This window comes from Hoyosella levis (assembly GCF_026008515.1).
Classification (GTDB): Bacteria; Actinomycetota; Actinomycetes; order Mycobacteriales; family Mycobacteriaceae; genus Lolliginicoccus; species Lolliginicoccus levis.
The window spans coordinates 129,200-146,962 of record NZ_BQYM01000004.1 but is presented as its reverse complement, the minus strand read 5'-3'; the positions used below and the strand labels follow the sequence as shown (position 1 = coordinate 146,962).

Genomic DNA, 17,763 nt, shown 5'->3' with positions numbered 1-17,763 from the left:
GGACATGGGGCGGTTTGGTCATCGCCAAGCATTTAAGTGGGGCGTACTGTGACACCAACGATCGTGTCTACTTCAAGAAGGAGCCACCCAGCGTGGAACGCACCATCTACACCCCCGAGCAGATCATGTTCCGTGATTCCTACCGTGGATTCCTCAAGGAGCATGTCGCTCCCCACCATGAGCAGTGGGAGAAGGACGAGATCGTGCCCCGCGAGGTGTGGGCGGAGGCAGGCAAGCTCGGCTTCCTCGGCACCGCCGTGGACGAGCAGTACGGTGGCGGCGGCGATCCTGACTTCCGCTTCAACGCCATCGTCTCCGAGGAGACCGCCCGCGGCGGCTTCAGCGGCATTGGCTTCACCCTCCACAACGACGTGGTGCAGCCCTACCTGACCGAGCTGTGCAACGACGAGCAGAAGCAGCGCTGGCTGCCCGGCTTCGTCTCCGGCGAGATCATTACCGCCATCGCGATGACCGAGCCCGGCACCGGGTCGGACCTGCAGGGTATCAAGACCACTGCGAAGAAGGATGGCGACGACTGGATCCTCAACGGGTCCAAGACGTTCATCACCAATGGCATCAATGCCGATCTCGTCATCGTGGTCGCCAAGACCAACCCGGACGCGGGCGCGCAGGGGTTCAGCCTCTTTGTCGTCGAGCGCGGCATGGAGGGCTTCGAGCGGGGCCGCAACCTCGACAAGATCGGCATGAAGGCCCAGGACACCGCCGAGCTGCACTTCGACAACGTGCGCGTGCCCGCCGCCAACCTCCTCGGCGAGGAAGGCATGGGCTTCATCTATCTCATGCAGGGCCTCCCGCAGGAGCGCCTCTCCATCGCCGTCGTCGCGGCAGCTGCCATGGAGGCCTGCCTCGACATGACCATCGACTACTGCCGGGACCGCAAGGCCTTCGGTCGTGGCATCGGCAAGTTCCAGAACACCCGGTTCGTGCTCGCCGAGCTCGCCACCGAGACCCAGATGGTGCGCCTCGCCGTCGACAAGTGCATCGAGCAGCTCAACGAGAAGAAGCTCACCGTGCAGGACGCCGCGATGATCAAGTGGTGGTCCACCGACAACCAGGTCAAGCTGATCGATCGCTGCCTCCAGCTGCACGGCGGCTACGGCTACATGCGCGAGTACCCCATCGCCAAGGCGTACCTCGACTCGCGCGTGCAGACCATCTACGGCGGCACCACCGAGATCATGAAGGAGATCATCGGCCGGGGGCTGAACCTCTGATCCGGCCCAGGCGCAGCGTGGGATCAGCCCTCATGATCGGTGGGAAGCCGGGACGCCCCGGCCAACCGGTGCCCGGCCTCGGCGAGCACCTCGTGCCGCTTGCAGAACGCGAAGCGCACGAGGTGCCGCCAGCCCGGCTGGTCGACGGCGTCAACGAACGCGCTGACCGGTACCGCGGCCACGCCGATGCTGCTCGGCATCGCCCGGCACAGGGCGCGCGCGTCAGCATGCCCGAGCGGGCGCGCATCGGCGATCACGAAGTACGTGCCAGCACTCGCCCGCACCCCGAAGCCCGCGTCGGCGAGCGCTGCGGCGAGGGCATCGCGCTTGCCCTGCAGCCCTGCTCGCAGTCCCTCCACCCACTGCTGCTCACCGCGCAGCGCCGTGGCCACGGCGGGCTGCAACGGCGCGCCCGAGACGAACGTCATGAACTGCTTCGCCGCCCGCACCGCCGCGACGAGCTCGCGCGGGCCGCACACCCAGCCGATCTTCCAGCCGGTGCAGTTGAAGGTCTTGCCCGCGCTCGAGACGCACAGGGTGCGCTCGCGCATCCCGGGCAGCGCGGCCAGCGGGCGGTGCTCCGCGCCATCGAACACCAGCCGCTCGTACACCTCATCGGTGATCACCACGAGGTCATGCTCGATGGCAAGATCCGCGATCTGCGCGAGCTCGGTCTCGTCGAGCACGCTGCCGGTCGGATTATGCGGCGAGTTGATCACCAGCAGCCGCGTCGCGGGCGTGATCGCGGCCCGCAGCGAATCCACATCCAGGACGAAGCGATCGCCGTCCTCGACGAGGCGCGCGCAGCGCTGCCGGGCCCCGGCCATCGCCACCGCCGCTGGGTAGGAGTCGAAGTACGGCGCCACCAGCACCACCTCATCGCCCCGGTCCGCCAGCGCGATGATCGACGCGGTGATGCCCTCGGTCGCACCGACCGTCACCAGCACCTCGTCCGCGGGATCGTAGACGGTGCCATACCGGCGCGCGCGGTCCTCCGCGATGGCCTCACGCAGCTCCGCGCGACCAGCCCCCGGCGGGTACTGGTTCGCTCCGCTCGCGATCGCCTCCCGCGCGGATTCGAGCATCGCGCTCGGCCCGTCCTCGTCCGGGAAGCCCTGGCCGAGGTTGATCGCCCCGTGCCGCACCGCCAGTTCGGTCATCTCGGCGAATACGGTGGAGCGGAACGGTTCGAGACGAGGTACGAGCATCCCGCCACTGTAGCCACCACCAGCATCAACCACTGAAGAAAGGAAAGCACTCGTGACCACTAACGAGGCATTCATCTACGAAGCGATCCGCACCCCGCGCGGGCGCGGCAAGGCCAACGGCTCGCTGCACGGGGTCAAGCCCGTCTCGCTGCTCGTCGGGCTCGTCGAGGAGCTGCGCCGCCGCTTCCCCGACCTGGACGAGAACCGCATCTCCGACCTCATCCTCGGCTGCGTCACCCCCGTGGGCGACCAGGGCGCGGATATCGCCCGCACCGTCACCCTCCTCGCGGGCATGCCCGACACCGTCGGTGGCGTGCAGATCAACCGCTTCTGCGCCTCCGGCCTCGAGGCCGTCAACATGGCGGCCCAGAAGGTCCGCTCCGGCTGGGACGAGATGGTCATCGCGGGTGGCGTCGAATCCATGTCGCGCGTGCCCATGGCATCCGACGGCGGCGCCTGGGCGATGGACCCCGCCACCTCCTTCGACACGTACTTCGTGCCGCAGGGCATCAGCGCGGACCTGATCGCCACCATCGAGGGCTTCACCCGCGATGACGTCGACGCCTACGCGGTGCGCTCGCAGGACCTCGCCGCCAAGGCCTGGACCGGCGGCTACTTCGCCAAGTCCGTCGTGCCCGTCACGGACCAGAACGGCCTGATGATCCTGGACCACGACGAGCACATGCGGCCCGGTACCACCACCGACAACCTCGCCAAGCTCAACCCGTCCTTCGCCGCGATGGGCGAGATGGGTGGCTTCGACGCCGTCGCGCTGCAGAAGTTCCACCAGGTGGAGAAGATCAACCACGTCCACCATGGCGGCAACAGCTCCGGCATCGTCGATGGCGCCGCCATCGTGCTGCTCGGCACCGAGAAGGCTGGCCAGGACCTCGGCCTCACGCCCCGCGCCCGCGTCGTCTCCACCGCCACCAGCGGTGCTGACTCCACCATCATGCTCACCGGGCCCACCCCGGCCGCGCAGAAGGCGCTCGCCACCGCTGGGCTCACCGTCGATGACATCGACCTGTTCGAGCTCAACGAGGCCTTCGCCTCCGTCGTGCTGAAGTTCCAGCGGGACCTCAACATCCCCGACGAGAAGCTCAACGTCAACGGCGGCGCCATCGCCATGGGCCACCCGCTCGGCGCTACCGGCGCCATGATCCTCGGCACCATGGTCGACGAGCTCGAGCGCCGCAACGCGCGCCGCGCTCTCGTCACCCTGTGCATCGGCGGCGGCATGGGCGTCGCCACCATCATCGAGCGCGTCTGACCACCTCCGAAACTTCTCGAAAGGCAACAATCGTGACTGACAACATGATCGCGTGGGAGCAGGACGGCGACGGCATCGTCACGCTCACCATGGACGACCCCAACCAGGGCGCCAACACCATGAACGACCTATTCGGCTCGTCGTTCCAGGCGACCGTCGACCGCGTCGTCGCGGAGAAGGACAGCATCAGCGGCGTCATCCTCGCCTCCGCGAAGAAGACCTTCTTCGCCGGCGGCGACCTCGACTCCCTGATCACCGTGCAGCCCTCCCAGGCGCAGGAGATGTTCGACCAGGTGCAGGCCCTCAAGGCCGCGATGCGCACCCTCGAGACCCTCGGCAAGCCCGTCGTCGCCGCCATCAACGGCGCGGCCCTCGGCGGTGGCCTCGAGCTCGCGCTGGCCACCCACTACCGCGTCGTCGCTGATGTGCGCGGCGTGCAGCTCGGCCTCCCCGAGGTGCAGCTCGGCCTGCTCCCCGGCGGCGGTGGCGTCACCCGCACCGTCCGCATGCTCGGCCTGCAGGTCGCGCTGATGCAGGTGCTGCTGCAGGGCCAGCGGCTCAAGCCCGCCAAGGCCCAGGAGATCGGCCTCGTCAACGAGGTCGTGGGCTCGGTCGAGGAACTGATCCCCGCCGCGAAGGCATGGATCAAGGCCAACCCCGAGTCGCAGCAGCCGTGGGACGTCAAGGGCTACCGCATCCCCGGCGGCACGCCGTCGAGCCCCAAGCTCGCGCAGATGCTGCCGGCGTTCCCCGCGAACCTCCGCAAGCAGACCAAGGGCGCTCCGATGCCCGCGCCGCGCGCCATCATGGCCGCTGCCGTCGAGGGCTCGCAGGTGGACTTCGACAACGCGTCGACTATCGAGTCCCGCTACTTCGTGCAGCTCGCCACCGGGCAGGTCGCCAAGAACATGACGCAGGCGTTCTTCTTCGACCTGCAGGCCATCAACAAGGGTGCTTCACGGCCCGAGGGCATCGCCCAGCGCCAGGTCAAGAAGGTCGGCGTGCTCGGTGCCGGCATGATGGGCGCGGGCATCGCCTACGTCTCCGCCAAGGCGGGCATGGAGGTCGTGCTCAAGGACATCAGCATCGAGGCAGCCGAGAAGGGCAAGGCCTACTCCGAGAACATCGAGTCCAAGGCGCTCTCCCGCGGCAAGACCACCGAGGAGAAGTCCAAGGAGCTGCTCGGCCGCATCACGCCTACCGCGGATGCCGCTGACCTCGCCGGAGTGGACTTCGTCATCGAGGCCGTCTTCGAGAACCCCGACCTGAAGAACAAGGTGTTCCAGGAGATCGAGGACATCGTCGAGCCCGACGCCGTGCTCGGCTCCAACACCTCCACCCTGCCCATCACCGGCCTCGCGCACGGCGTCAAGCGGCAAGAGGACTTCATCGGCATCCACTTCTTCTCGCCCGTGGACAAGATGCCCCTGGTCGAGATCGTCAAGGGGGAGAAGACCTCCGCCGAGGCCCTCGCCCGCGTCTTCGACTACGTCCTCGCCATCAAGAAGACGCCGATCGTTGTCAACGACAGCCGCGGCTTCTTCACCTCCCGCGTCATCAGCACCTTCCTCAACGAGGCCATCGTCGCCCTCGAGGAAGGCGTCGAGCCGTCCACCATCGAGCAGGCCGGCCTGCAGGCCGGATACCCCGCGGCACCACTGCAGCTGTGTGATGAGCTGAACTTCCTCACCATGCAGAAGATCTTCAAGGAGACCCGCGAGGCGCTCGAGGCCGAGGGCAAGAAGATCGACGACGCCGCCATCAAGGCCGGAGCCATCGTCGACCGCATGGTCTCCGAGTTCGACCGCACCGGCAAGTCCGGCGGCGCCGGGTTCTACGACTACAGCGACGGCAAGCGCGCCGGACTGTGGCCCGGGCTGCGCGAGACGTTCAAGTCGAGCCCCGATGCGGGCGTCTCCATCGAGGAGCTCGGCGACCGCATGATGTTCGCCGAGGCCATCGACACCATCCGGTGCTTCGACGAGGGCGTCCTCACCACCCACGCCGACGCCAACATCGGCTCCATCTTCGGCATCGGATTCCCCGCCTGGAGCGGTGGCGTCATCCAGTTCATCAAGGGCTACCCCGGTGGCGTCGATGCCTTCATCGCGCGCGCCGAGGAGCTCGCTGCCAACTATGGCGAGCGCTTCGCCCCGCCCGCCTCCATCAAGGATGTGCTGGCCCGCGGCTAGCTCTCCTGGTTCTCTCGCCAGCCCGGTTCCCGTTCGCGCGGGGGCCGGGCTGGCTTTTGTGGGTTGGCCCCGGCTTGCTAGCCCGCGGTTGTGTGCGGTTTTGCACCCTGCTAGCGGCTTGGGAGGGTGCAAAAGGTAACACTTCCGGGGGAGGGGGCAGGGGCTATCCCCGGTACCCGGCCGCAGCGAGGGCCTCGCGGATGTGCGCGAGCACGATATCGGCGTCGCGCAACGACTCGGGCAGCACACGGATCACCCGCCACCCCGCGCGCAGGCAGCCATTGGCCCGGTGCGCATCGCGGCGTGCCTGCCGCGGATCGGTGAAGTGATGCGCGCCGTCATACTCCACCGCGACCTTCCACTCGGGCCAGGCGAGGTCCGCGCGAGCGATGAAAAGCCCGCGCTCGTCGCGGATGACATGCTGGGCCCGCGGCCGAGGCAGGCCCGCGCGCACGATGAGCAGGCGCAGCTTGGTCTCCTGCGGTGATTCCGCTCCTGGATCGGCGAGGTCGAGGACGGCGCGAAGTGCATTGATGCCCCAGGCGCCCCTTCGTTCCGAGGCGTAGCGGCCAAGCTGGGCGGGGGTGAGCCTCGTGGCCTGGTAGAGCGCATCGACGAGGGCGACTGCCTCATCGAGCGGCTGGCGGCGGGCCAGATCGAACGCTGTGCGCGCAGGCGTAGTGGTCCGCATTCCGCGGACGGTGGTGACGTCACTATCTCGCAGCTCGTCGCGGTGCGCGATCAAACCAGTCGCGCGCACCACGCGTGGGTACACGATCTCGGGAGGGGCATCGGGCAGCCAGCGGGTGCCTAGCACCGCGGCCGCGGAGATCCCCGAGAGCACGCACTCGCCATCCGCCCACACCCACGCGGCCCGGGCCTTCACCAGCGGGGTCAGCTCCGCGCCTCGATCCACGTACACGCCACCGAGGACGCGCTGGTACTTGCGGAGCTCGCAGCGAGTGAGCCCGGCGCGGCGGGGCTTGAAGGGATCCACGCCAATCTATGACGCACGCGATCGCGCGGAGGTTCGCGGATGCGGCGCGGATCACAGTCTCGGTTCGAGATCCCACCGGTTGTGTGCGGTTTTGCACCCTGCCGGGGCGCCTGGGTTCAAGGGGTGGTCGTAACACTTCCGGGGGCAGGGGCGCGGCGGGGCGAGCGGCCCTAGCGCTCCGAAGCGGTCTTGCAGGCTTGCAGCTTGCGGGTGTGGAGGCGGACCTCGGCGTCGAGCCCGCCGCGGTGGCGGCCGTTGACCTTGGGCATGACGAGGAATCCGATGATGATGATTCCGAAGAGGCCGACGGAGGCGATGAGCCACCAGGCGTTGATGCCCTGCACGAGCAGCACGGCGTAGAGCATGAGCATGACAGCGGAGTAGGCCATGAACACGATGCTGAGGATGGTCTCGAACTTCTCGCTGGGCGTGTTCATGGTGCTGGGGTTCCTCCGCTGTCCTCGGTGCATGTCGCTGCCCATAAGGGTGGTGGATTGGTTCCCAGCGGAGTTAGGAGCTTGGTCACACCATGAAGGGTCATCCTCGTCACAGTCAGCAATCCCGAGCCGCCCCGAATGTCCCTTTCGTGCGGGTGATCAGGCACGTTAGGCACCTAACGGGGTGTTATTTCCAGGACATAGGCGTGGCGCCGTAGGGTAGGGACATGGAGCAATCGACTCGTTCCCCGATCCAGCCCGTTAGCCTGCTCGATGCCGCGAAGGCGTTGCCCGCGTTGATCCCGGATGCGCCCGGCATGCTCGTCGATGCGGCGAGGCTGCTGTCGATCCGGGCGACCACGCGCAACTCGGTCGGCAAGGTCTTCCAGGATGCCGCGGGGAAGCATCCTGATCGGCCTTTCCTGCGGTTCGAGGGCAAGGACATCTCGTATGGCGACGCGAACGCGCTGGTGAACCAGTACGCGGCGGTGTACGCGAGCCAGGGTGTCAAGCGCGGCTCGGTGGTGGGCATTCTTGCGCCGAACCGTCCCTCGACGCTGCTGGCGGCGCTGGCCGCTGCGAAGCTCGGCGCGGTGGCGGGCATGCTGAACTACAACCAGCGCGGCGAGGTGCTGGAGCACAGCCTGAAGCTGCTCGACTCGACCGTGATCGTGGTGAGCTCGTCCGCCCGTGAGGCGTTCGATTCACTGCCGGAGGGCCAGGTCAAGGGCACGGTGCTGGGCCTGCGCGATGAGGACGCGAAGCTCGAGGGCTTCCCGGATCTTGATGACCTCGCGGAGGGGGAGCCGACCGCGGACCCGGAGGTTACGGTGCAGCTACGCGCGAAGGAGAAGGTGTTCTACATCTTCACCTCGGGCACGACGGGCATGCCGAAGGCCAGCACGATGTCGAACATGCGCTGGTTGAAGAGTATGGCAGGTCTCGGTGGCCTCGGCGTGCGCCTCGACGGCGACGACGTGCTGTACTCGTGCTTGCCGCTGTATCACAACAATGCGTTGACGGTGTCGTTGTCGTCGGTGCTGGGGGCGGGCGCGACGCTGGCGATCGGCCGGTCGTTCTCGGTGTCGCGGTTCTGGGACGAGGTGGTGCAGTCGGAGGCCACCTCGTTCTGCTACATCGGCGAGCTGTGCCGGTACCTGCTGAACCAGGACCCCAAGCCCATCGAGCGCCATCACCGCGTGCGCGTGGTGGTGGGCAATGGGCTGCGCCCGGAGATCTGGGAGGAGTTCCAGGAGCGGTTCGGCATCGAGCGCATCGCCGAGTTCTATGGGGCGAGCGAGTGCAACCTCGCGTTCGTCAATGCCCTGAACGTGGAGCGCACTGCCGGGATCTGCCCGCTGCCGTTCTCGATCGTCGAGTATGACGAGGAGAACGAGGAGCCTCGCCGCGGTGCTGATGGCAAGCTCCGCAAGGTCAAGAAGGGCGGCAAGGGGCTGCTGATCACGAAGATCACCAGCCGTGCCCCGTTCGATGGCTACACCGATCCGAAGGCCACCGAGAAGAAGGTGCTGCGCGACGCGTTCAAGGAGGGCGACTCCTGGTTCAACACCGGCGATCTGGTCTACAACCAGGGCTTCCGGCATATCGCGTTCGCCGACCGGCTCGGGGATACCTTCCGCTGGAAGGGCGAGAACGTTGCCACCACCGAGGTGGAGGGCGCGCTCGGCTCGCTGTCCGAGGTCGATCAGGCCGTGGTGTACGGGGTGGAGGTGCCCGGTGCAGATGGCAAGGCGGGCATGGCGGCGATCCAGTTGCACGACGGAGCATCGTTCGACGGGAAGAAGTTCGCGAACCACCTGATCGAGACGTTGCCCTCGTACGCGGTGCCCTTGTTCGTGCGGCTCATCGACGAGGTGGAGCAGACCTCGACGTTCAAGTCGCAGAAGGTGGAGCTGCGCAACGCCGGCTACGACCCCGAGCAGGTGGACGACCCGCTGTATGTCCTCGCCGACGCTGAGCGTGGCTACATCGAGTACTACGCGGAGTATCCAGAGGATGTGGCGAGCGGCAAGATCCGCTTCTAGCCCCGGCATCAGCCCCGCGAGGGGCACGCGGCCAGCCCCGCGAATGTGCGAATAACGACAGCTCCAGCGCAAAAGCGTGTCGTGGATCGCACACTCGCGGAGTTATGAGCAAAAGGGCCCCGGCAGTGGAATGATTCCACTGCCGGGGCCCTCGTGCTACAGGCTCAGCCCTGGAACTGGCTGATCAGGTCTGCGATGAACACTGCCCCGTCGAAGAGGCCCTCGATGCTGTAGGAGACCTCCGCGAGCGAGTAGAAGAAGCCAGCGATGTCAGCGATGGAACCCATGGTTATCCTTTCGGGGTTGTCCGTTCGGGAGCCGATTCAGCTCAGGAGACGCCGATGGCCTCGGCGATGACGGGCCACGAATCGTGCAGGTCGTCCTCCCAGTAGCCCCACGAATGGGTACCGGTGGGACGCCAGTTGAAAGTAGCCGGGATGTCCAGCTGGGCCAGCCGGGCCTGCAGATTGACGGTGCAGGGGATGGTGGCGAGCTCGATGGCGCCGCCAACGATGATCTGGTTCGTCAGGGTCGCCTGATCGCCGCCGACGCGGGAATCCTCGATGGTGTCGTGCTCGCCAGCAAGGCCGGAGCCGTTGGAGACGTAGATCGTGGTGCCGCGCAGTTGCTCCGCGTTGATGACCGGATCATGCGCCACCCAGCCGGGGCCGCCGTAGGGTCCCCACATGTTGGTGGCGTCGGCATTGCCGCGGCCCTCGACGACGGCGCGGACGTACTGCTGGCCGAGCGGATCAGCCGTCTGGGCGCAGCCACTGTAGGCAGCGACCGCGTTGAACAGGCCCGGACGGGCGATGGCCAGGTTGAACACACTGGTCGCGGAGGTCGAGATGCCCGCGACAGCATTCACGCCGTTGGTGCCGAGAGCGCTATCGATCACGGGGGGAAGCTCCTCGGTGAGGAACGTCTCCCACTTGTGGCGGCCGAGAGTGGGATCGTCACGCTCCCAGTCGGTGTAGTACGACAGGCGGCCGCCGATGGGCGTGATGACGTTGACGTCCTTGTTGGCGAAGAACTCGTCCGCGTTGGTGCGCGCGGACCAGGTGGCGGAATCCTCGCCGCCACCAGCACCGTTGAGCAGGTACAGGGTGGGGCGCGGCACGGAGGTATCGGCGGGGCGCAGGACCTCGATCGGGATGACCCGGTCCATCGAGGGGGAGAAGACGTTGACCGTCATCTTCTGCGTGCCGGTGATCTCGGTGGACACCACGTACGCGCCGGACGTCTGGCTAACGGCAGTGGTGCTCGTGCCCACGACGGGGGCGACCAGCAGGGCAGTCGCAGCGGCCGCGGTGACCAGCCTGCGTCGGAACGATGCTCGGCGCATGAATGAGACCTCACCTTGTTGAATGCGGAACAGAAGTAGTTCGCGGGGAACATTAATCGATCGCTTCAGGGCATACCGGGCGTTACTGGAGATTGGTGCACGTCCGCGACCGTGCTGTGTTCTCCCGGTGCTGCCACGGCCTTTGGCGGTTGCGCGGGCGGCTCCTGATACACCGCACCCCCGGGCGCAGGTGCACGCTCGGGGGTGGGGGATCACTCAGGGAGCGAGAGTCACTCAGCGGCGGCGGTGGCGGTGGCGTCAGCCTCGGCGCCAATGCTGCCGAAGCTCTCCATCGAGCCAACGACGCCGTAGCGGACGCCATCGCCATCGGTTCCGCCGAGCAGCTCAGCGATGCCGGAGAGCAGGTCGCCGGTGCCGCCGTTGTAGTCACCGAGGCCGGAGAAGAAGTCGCCGCCAGCGGAGAGAGCGGAGATGAACAGCTCGGCGTCGGCTGCGATCTGGGCAAGTGCGTCCATGGTGAGGCTCCTTGGTTCGGGTCGTGCTACGTGAATGGTGCTGCGCCGGTTTGGCGCTCGGTGAAATTTCTACCGCACCGCACGAGCGATCGGGAGCCTACGCCTGGCGTTGTTAACGCGATTGACGCGGATCTCGCGGCTATCACATTTTGGGCACGCTCAGATTCGTACGCGGATATGCTGTGAGTTTTCTGAGCGTTTACTGTGGCGTCACCAACAGTCTTGTGAGGGACGTCACCGTCGGGTTTCCCGTTCAGTTAACCCACGGTTTACCAATGTCCCAAGCTGTGGGACGCGGCCGGTTCCCTGGGGTTTCCCGAAGCAGCACCCGGCAAACCGGGCAGGGTGGACTGCTGGGCGCCATCCAATACGGGAAATCTAAGCGATGCCAGGCCGGTGGGTTGGGCGAAACGCGGACCTATGAACAAATTGTAATGTGATGCGTATCTCAATTCACCTTGGTGACATAGGGATATGCGAATGCGAAAAGGATATGGGGGTGGTGTGCCGTGCGCGCCATTCAGCGCAGCTCCGGCGGCAGTTCCTTGTCCTTGAGGATGGGATACGTGCGTGACTTCTCCGCTTCCTCGGTGCGAACCATGTTCTTGCGCAGTACTTCCCACTCGACATGGGGGATCGCCCGCACTGCCCGCGCGAGCACGTCGGTATCGCGCGCCCCCCAGGCGATCGGCATCGGGCGCACTTGCTGCCACACCTTCGAGCCCGGGGCGCCCGACGTCACTGCCACGCATGCCACCCGCTCGCCCTCGCGACGCTCATGGCCGGGAAGGTTCTGCACCCGTCGCGGCACCAGCGCCCACACGGGCGGCCCCGACCGGTCCCGCGTCACGTTGACCAGCGCGAGCAGCGTCACCCCGCGCGGCCGCACCGCGGTCACCATCGCCGGGACGAGCTCGTACTCGCTATAGAGCTTTTGCAGGTCCGACGCCCGCCGCGGGGCATAGATGCCCGCGTAGCCCATGCCGACCGCCGCCACGAGCAGCGCGCCCGCCACCGCGAAAGCCCAGGCTTCACCGACCATGAACAGGCCTACCGCGCCACCGATGAGCAGCGCGATCACGATCAACGCCGAGAACTGCACCCGGCGCAGGTCGCCGAGCATCTCGTTCACACGTCGGGCGTGGGGCACATCAACAAGGAATTCCAGGGTTCGCACGCCTACCAGCCTACGTCGGTGGCCGGTCCTACTCGGATGCAGCGTCCCCGATGGCGGGACCGAGCAGATCATCGGCATCGACGATCCGGTACGCATAGCCCTGCTCGGCGAGGAACCGCTGCCGGTGCGCCGCGTACTCCGTATCGAGGGTGTCGCGGGAGACCACCGAGTAGAAGTGCGCCTGGTGCCCGTCCTTCTTCGGCCGCAGCAGGCGACCGAGCCGCTGCGCCTCCTCCTGCCGGGAACCGAACGTCCCCGAGACCTGCACCGCCACCGAGGCCTCCGGCAGATCGATCGAGAAGTTCGCCACCTTGCTCACCACCAGCGTGCTGACCTCGCCCCGCCGGAACGCATCGAATAGTTCCTCGCGCTCTTTGTTGCGGGTGGAGCCCTGGATCACCGGGGCATCGAGCTGCTCGCCCAGCTCCTCCAGCTGGTCCAGGTAGGCGCCGATCACCAGGGTCTGCGCGCCCTCGTGCCGCGCCAGGATCGACTTGACCACCGGGATCTTCGTGCGCGCCGTCGAGCACAGCTTGTACCGCTCCTCCGGCTCCGCCACCGCGTACGACATGCGCTCCGCCTCGGTGAGCGTCACCCGCACCTCCACGCAATCCGCTGGCGCGATCCAGCCCTGCGCCTCGATGTCCTTCCACGGCGCGTCATACCGCTTGGGCCCGATCAGCGAGAACACATCGCCCTCGCGGCCGTCCTCGCGCACCAGTGTTGCCGTCAACCCCAGGCGGCGGCGCGATTGCAGGTCCGCGGTCATGCGGAACACCGGCGCGGGGAGCAGATGCACCTCGTCGTAGATCACCAGGCCCCAGTCGCGCGAATCAAAGAGCTCCAGGTGCTTGTACTCGCCCTTCGAGCGCCGCGTGATCACCTGATACGTGGCGATCGTCACCGGGCGGACTTCCTTGCGCTCGCCCGAGTACTCGCCGATCTCCTCCTCGGTCAGCGACGTCCGCGCCAGCAGCTCGCGCTTCCACTGCCGGCCCGACACGGTGTTCGTCACCAGGATCAGCGTCGTCGCCGAGGCCCGCGCCATCGCCGCCGCCCCCACGATCGTCTTGCCGGAACCGCACGGCAGCACCACCACGCCGGAGCCGCCATCCCAGAACGAGTCCGCCGCCATCTGCTGGTAGTCGCGCAGGTGCCAGCCGCCGCTCGTATCGAGCGCGATCTCATGCGCCTCGCCATCGACATAGCCCGCGAAGTCCTCCGCCGGCCAGCCCACCTTCAGCAGCATCTGCTTCAAGCGGCCCCGCTCCGAGGGATGGACCACCACCGTGTCGTCGTCGATGCGGGCCCCCAGCATCGGGGCGATCTTCTTGTGCCGCATCACCTCCGCGAGCACCGCCCGGTCCAGGCTCACCAGCGTCAGCCCCTGCACCGGATGCTTCACCAGCTGCAACCGGCCATAGCGGCCCATCGTGTCCACGATGTCCACGAGCAGCGCCTGCGGCACCGGATAGCGGGAGTACCGCACCAGTGCATCCACGACCTGCTCGGCATCATGGCCGGCCGCCCGCGCGTTCCACAGCGCCAGCGGCGTCACCCGATAGGTGTGCACATGCTCCGGCGCGCGCTCGAGCTCCGCGAATGGCGCGATGGCCGACCTCGCTGCCGGCGACGACTCATGGTCGATCTCCAGCAGCAGGGTCTTGTCAGACTGCACGATCAGCGGACCACCCGACACGCACACGCTCCTCACGCTCTTGGCAACAGACCCTCCATTGTGCAGAAAATCAGGCGTCGTGCACCGTCACCGCACTGATCCGATGCATCGGGAACCGCCGCGCCACCCCCGCCGAAGCGTCCACGGCCTCGAGCTGGCCGCCCGCGACGGACACCGGCACCACCGTCCGGACCCCTGCCACGCCCTGCGCATCCACGTAGCCGATCGTCACCCGCGACCGGCTTGCCAGCGCCAGCTGCAGCATCGCCAGGGTCTCTGACATCGACGCGCCCACCCGGCCCGGCTCCGCTGCCGCCGCCCGCACGTTGCGCACAACCTGCTCGAGCTGCTCCCGCGGTGGCGCGTGCAGGATCCCCGCGGCCGCGCGCCGTGGCATCCGATGCGGGGGCACCCGCGTCCCCCGCGGCCGCATATCGACGATCGCCCCATCCACACCCTCGCCAGCGGGGGAGAACCCCGCCGTCCGCAACCGCTCCAGCACCTCCGTCAACGGCGCCTGCGAGACCGCGACCGTCGGCGCCAGCGCCCGCAGGCCCAGCGCATCGGCCACCGGCGACGCCAGGATCTCTGACAACAACGCGGAATCCTCGCACCGCACGAAAGCCGAACCGACGCCCACCCGCAGCCGACCATGCCGCCGCGCCATGTCATCGACCAGGTACGACATCGCCTGCGGCACCGGGGTGCGGGATCGCCTCTCGAACAACTGATGCACCTGCGCCGCCGACCAGCCCGCGTCCAGCGCCCGCAGAACGCTGCGCTCGGTCACCCGGAACACCGTCGCCGCGCCCGCCGACTCGACATCCGCGACCAGCGTCATCTGCTCCTGCAGCTCCGGCATCAACGGCCCCGGCGCCACCACGGTCAGGTCCGCCTGCACCAGCACATGATCCAGCGGCTCCGGCAAGATCCCGTCCACCGCCCGCGCGAGCGCCGTCAGGTCGCCCTCCTCGAGCAGAACCTGCCCTGGAGCAGAGACGCCCAGCCCCGATAGCACTCCGCTCGCGACTACTCCCAGCTGCCGCGCCTCCGCGAGCACCGAGCGCACCACGAGGCCACCAAAGCGGCGCGACAAGCGCGGCCACCGCCACAGCAACCACCGCTGCACCTCGAGCGCATCAGCACCACGGCCTGCCGCGACCGCCTCCACGATCACCCGGCGATCCGCCGGAGCAGAAACCTGCCCAACCTCGTCCGAGAGCACCACCACTGGCTTGCCATCGCGATCGCGCTCGCCCACCAGCCATGGCCTGCGCGGCATCAACCACCACGCCCGCGCCAGCACCGACCAGCGGTGCGCCATATCAGCCCGGCCCCACGCATCCGACGCCTCCGTCGGCGCCCACTCCAGCACCAGGCCGCTCGTCGCCGGCTGGCTCCCCACCAGCCCGGCCTCCACCAGCACCTCCAGCAGCAGGGCAGACCGCTCCTCCGCCACTCCGGACTGCTTGGCGAGCCGACGAAGCTCCCGCACGCCCACGCCACCCGCGCGCAACCCTTGCATCGGCGAATCGCCCAGCGCGACGACTAGCGCATCGCACTCGCGCAGCAGGTCCGCCACCTCGCCCGCCGCGGCACCATCCACCTGCTCCTGGCCCGGAGCCCGGCGCGCGCCACCACTGGGCTCGGCCACCGCGTGCGGATCCACCATCGCATCGCCGCGCAACCACTGGCCCACATGGTGCGGCAGCTCCACGGTTCGCTCATCCACCCGCACGAGCAGCCCCGCATCGATCAGCCGCGGGACTGGACGCTCCGCATCCGCACCGGGATCCGCATCCCGGGTGGAACCCACCGGCGAGCCATGCGCCAACGTGTCCAGGATCGACCGCTGCGACTCGTCCACGCCTGCCACCAGCCCTGGCACGGCATCGACGGAAGCAACATCGCGCAACGAGGCCAGCCTGCCCGCGCGCCACGGCACGCACTCGGCCACGCCCACCAGCAACTGCACCGGCTGCCCGGCATCCGCGTCGCCAGCGCCAGGATCGTCCCCCCACAGCAGTGCGCGCTGCCGCAGCCACCTCACCCGCTCCGCGAGATCAGCCTCCGCGAACGCCAGGCCCGCGCTCCGCAGCACCTCGGCCGCGGCATCCGGCGACACCCTCGAGCGCACCGCCCCCGCCACCACGAACGCCTCCACTACCGACAGCGTGAAATAGTCCGCCTCGTCCATCGCGCGCTGCACCGACGCCCGCAGCCGCACCCGCTCGCACAGCACCCGCCCATTCAATGGAGGGGGCACCGCTACATCCGGGCGCACCGAGAGCAGCGTCACGAGCCACTCCTCGCCACGCCCCAGCAGCCATGCATCGAATGCAGCATCGTCCGAGCTTGTTCGCGTCATCGAGTACCAGCGTAGAGACTCCGCACCCCTAAATGGGACCGCGCCCGCGCGCGACCGAGCCGGACCTGTCAAAATAGAACCGTGGCTGACAAGAAGAAGAACCAATACGTTGACTCCGGCTGGCCCGCGCTCCCCGACGGCGCGCATGCCGTCACCGAGCTCGCCTCCGACATGGCGGGCGCGCTCTCACCGTTCGGCGAGACCAGCTTCCCGCTGCCCGCCGACAAGCTGCCCTATATCCACCCCTACACCGTGGTGAACCGCTGACCGCAGCACCAGCCGTGGACGACACAAGCGAACCGCAGCACCAGCAGCCCCGATTGACCCACGTCGACAATCGGGGCGCCGCGCGCATGGTCGACATCAGTGACAAGAACGTCACCGCCCGCACCGCCATCGCGCAGGGGACCTTCCACACCACCGCCGGGGTCATCGCACTCCTCGCCGAGGACGGGCTGCCCAAGGGCGACGCGCTGGCCACCGCCCGCATCGCCGGCATCATGGCCGCCAAGCGCACCCCCGACCTCATCCCGCTCTGCCACCCCCTCGCGCTGACCGGCGTCACCGTGGACCTCGAGCTGAACGACACCACCGTCGACGTCACTGCGCGCATCACCACCACCGGCAAGACCGGCGCCGAGATGGAAGCCCTCACCGCCGTCGCTGTCACCGGGCTCACCCTTCACGACATGGTCAAGGCCGTCGATCCAGGTGCGACGATGAACAACATCCGCGTCACCAGCAAGCACGGCGGCAAGTCCGGGGATTGGCAGCAACCATGAAAGCCGCCGTCATCGTCGCCTCCACCCGCGCCGCGGCTGGTACCTACACCGACCGCACCGGCCCCCTAATCGCCGAATGGCTCCAGGGCCGCGGATTCGCCGTCAGCGAGCCCACCGTCGTCGCCGATGGCGAGCCTGTCGCCCAAGCGCTCCGCGACGCCCTCTCGAGCGGCTGCGGCGTCATCCTCACCACGGGCGGCACCGGGCTCAGCCCCACCGACACCACCCCGCAGCACACTGCCGCGCTCCTCGATTACCAGATACCCGGCATCGCCGAGACACTGCGCCAGAGCGCCGTCGCCCGCATCCCCACCGCCATGCTCTCCCGAGGTGTCGCCGGAATCGCCGGCAAGACGCTCATCGTCAACCTCCCCGGATCCCGCGGCGGCGTCAAGGACGGCCTCGCCATCCTCGATCCCATCCTCGAGCACGCCCTCGACCAGATCCAAGGACACGGCAACCATGACTAGCGGACGAAGCGCGCCCGAGCCGGACGACGATGGGGGAGCCTCGGGGGAATCTGCCTCGGCCTCGGCGGGTTCTGGTGTCCCGG

16 protein-coding genes are annotated in these 17,763 nt (G+C 67.9%); 7 read left to right on the top strand and 9 right to left on the bottom strand.

The window, feature by feature from the left end:
• Positions 1–92 precede the first annotated feature (92 nt).
• On the top strand, positions 93–1,235 hold the full coding sequence (locus QC765_RS06015; RefSeq protein WP_278313528.1) for an acyl-CoA dehydrogenase family protein: 1,143 nt from the start codon (positions 93–95) through the stop codon (positions 1,233–1,235).
• Between the two features lie 23 nt (positions 1,236–1,258).
• Here the strand turns inward: QC765_RS06015 and QC765_RS06010 are convergent, their stop codons facing one another.
• Positions 1,259–2,443: a pyridoxal phosphate-dependent aminotransferase gene (locus tag QC765_RS06010; protein WP_278313527.1), complete on the bottom strand. Its 1,185-nt coding sequence runs from the start codon at positions 2,441–2,443 to the stop codon at positions 1,259–1,261.
• Positions 2,444–2,495: 52 nt separating this feature from the next.
• On the opposite strand from QC765_RS06010, the gene QC765_RS06005 reads away from it, so the two are divergent.
• Together QC765_RS06005 and QC765_RS06000 are read left to right on the top strand one after the other, a co-directional pair.
• Entirely contained in the window at positions 2,496–3,713 is a 1,218-nt protein-coding gene (locus tag QC765_RS06005; protein ID WP_278313526.1) for an acetyl-CoA C-acetyltransferase, read from the top strand.
• A gap of 32 nt (positions 3,714–3,745) precedes the next feature.
• Entirely contained in the window at positions 3,746–5,905 is a 2,160-nt protein-coding gene (locus QC765_RS06000; protein WP_278313525.1) for a 3-hydroxyacyl-CoA dehydrogenase NAD-binding domain-containing protein, read from the top strand.
• Between the two features lie 163 nt (positions 5,906–6,068).
• On the opposite strand, the gene QC765_RS05995 is transcribed toward QC765_RS06000, so the two are convergent.
• Together QC765_RS05995 and QC765_RS05990 are read right to left on the bottom strand one after the other, a co-directional pair.
• Positions 6,069–6,902, bottom strand: a complete 834-nt coding sequence (locus QC765_RS05995) for a type IV toxin-antitoxin system AbiEi family antitoxin (RefSeq protein WP_278313524.1) — start codon at positions 6,900–6,902, stop codon at positions 6,069–6,071.
• 170 nt (positions 6,903–7,072) lie between these two features.
• A complete protein-coding gene (locus QC765_RS05990) occupies positions 7,073–7,339 on the bottom strand; it encodes a hypothetical protein (RefSeq protein ID WP_278313523.1) in 267 nt (88 codons plus the stop codon).
• A 227-nt stretch (positions 7,340–7,566) separates the two neighbouring features.
• Here QC765_RS05990 and QC765_RS05985 point away from each other — a divergent pair, with 227 nt between their 5' ends.
• A complete protein-coding gene (locus QC765_RS05985) occupies positions 7,567–9,384 on the top strand; it encodes a long-chain-acyl-CoA synthetase (RefSeq protein WP_278313522.1) in 1,818 nt (605 codons plus the stop codon).
• Between the two features lie 164 nt (positions 9,385–9,548).
• On the opposite strand, the gene QC765_RS05980 is transcribed toward QC765_RS05985, so the two are convergent.
• The 6 genes from QC765_RS05980 to QC765_RS05955 form a co-directional block, all read right to left on the bottom strand.
• Positions 9,549–9,671, bottom strand: a complete 123-nt coding sequence (locus QC765_RS05980; RefSeq protein ID WP_278313521.1) for a hypothetical protein — start codon at positions 9,669–9,671, stop codon at positions 9,549–9,551.
• 41 nt (positions 9,672–9,712) lie between these two features.
• Positions 9,713–10,729 (bottom strand): alpha/beta hydrolase, encoded by a 1,017-nt coding sequence (locus tag QC765_RS05975; protein ID WP_278313520.1) that lies wholly within the window; start codon positions 10,727–10,729, stop codon positions 9,713–9,715.
• 230 nt (positions 10,730–10,959) lie between these two features.
• Complete coding sequence (locus QC765_RS05970) at positions 10,960–11,205, bottom strand: hypothetical protein (protein ID WP_278313519.1); 246 nt, start codon at positions 11,203–11,205, stop codon at positions 10,960–10,962.
• Positions 11,206–11,725: 520 nt separating this feature from the next.
• Entirely contained in the window at positions 11,726–12,382 is a 657-nt protein-coding gene (locus QC765_RS05965; protein ID WP_278313518.1) for a DUF3239 domain-containing protein, read from the bottom strand.
• A gap of 28 nt (positions 12,383–12,410) precedes the next feature.
• Positions 12,411–14,081: a DNA repair helicase XPB gene (locus QC765_RS05960; RefSeq protein ID WP_278313517.1), complete on the bottom strand. Its 1,671-nt coding sequence runs from the start codon at positions 14,079–14,081 to the stop codon at positions 12,411–12,413.
• Between the two features lie 49 nt (positions 14,082–14,130).
• On the bottom strand, positions 14,131–16,428 hold the full coding sequence (locus QC765_RS05955) for a helicase-associated domain-containing protein (RefSeq protein WP_278313516.1): 2,298 nt from the start codon (positions 16,426–16,428) through the stop codon (positions 14,131–14,133).
• 81 nt (positions 16,429–16,509) lie between these two features.
• Here QC765_RS05955 and QC765_RS05950 point away from each other — a divergent pair, with 81 nt between their 5' ends.
• Genes QC765_RS05950 through QC765_RS05940 form a run of 3 tightly spaced genes read left to right on the top strand, consistent with a single transcriptional unit; the run spans position 16,510 to position 17,680 of the window.
• Positions 16,510–16,695, top strand: a complete 186-nt coding sequence (locus QC765_RS05950) for a hypothetical protein (RefSeq protein WP_278313515.1) — start codon at positions 16,510–16,512, stop codon at positions 16,693–16,695.
• Between the two features lie 14 nt (positions 16,696–16,709).
• Positions 16,710–17,210: a cyclic pyranopterin monophosphate synthase MoaC gene (gene moaC / locus QC765_RS05945; protein WP_278313514.1), complete on the top strand. Its 501-nt coding sequence runs from the start codon at positions 16,710–16,712 to the stop codon at positions 17,208–17,210.
• A complete protein-coding gene (locus QC765_RS05940) occupies positions 17,207–17,680 on the top strand; it encodes a MogA/MoaB family molybdenum cofactor biosynthesis protein (RefSeq protein ID WP_278313513.1) in 474 nt (157 codons plus the stop codon). Before moaC ends, QC765_RS05940 begins: the two co-directional genes overlap by 4 nt.
• The last annotated feature ends 83 nt before the right edge of the window (positions 17,681–17,763 follow it).

What these genes read in the sequence shown, in the direction of transcription:
- QC765_RS05975 (WP_278313520.1), bottom strand. Translation starts at nt 10,729, where the DNA reads ATGCGCCGAGCATCGTTCCGACGCAGGCTGGTCACCGCGGCCGCTGCG.
- QC765_RS05970 (WP_278313519.1), bottom strand. Translation starts at nt 11,205, where the DNA reads ATGGACGCACTTGCCCAGATCGCAGCCGACGCCGAGCTGTTCATCTCC.
- QC765_RS05940 (WP_278313513.1), top strand. Translation starts at nt 17,207, where the DNA reads ATGAAAGCCGCCGTCATCGTCGCCTCCACCCGCGCCGCGGCTGGTACC.
- QC765_RS05990 (WP_278313523.1), bottom strand. Translation starts at nt 7,339, where the DNA reads ATGAACACGCCCAGCGAGAAGTTCGAGACCATCCTCAGCATCGTGTTC.
- QC765_RS05955 (WP_278313516.1), bottom strand. Translation starts at nt 16,428, where the DNA reads ATGACGCGAACAAGCTCGGACGATGCTGCATTCGATGCATGGCTGCTG.
- QC765_RS06010 (WP_278313527.1), bottom strand. Translation starts at nt 2,443, where the DNA reads ATGCTCGTACCTCGTCTCGAACCGTTCCGCTCCACCGTATTCGCCGAG.
- QC765_RS05985 (WP_278313522.1), top strand. Translation starts at nt 7,567, where the DNA reads ATGGAGCAATCGACTCGTTCCCCGATCCAGCCCGTTAGCCTGCTCGAT.
- QC765_RS05980 (WP_278313521.1), bottom strand. Translation starts at nt 9,671, where the DNA reads ATGGGTTCCATCGCTGACATCGCTGGCTTCTTCTACTCGCTCGCGGAG.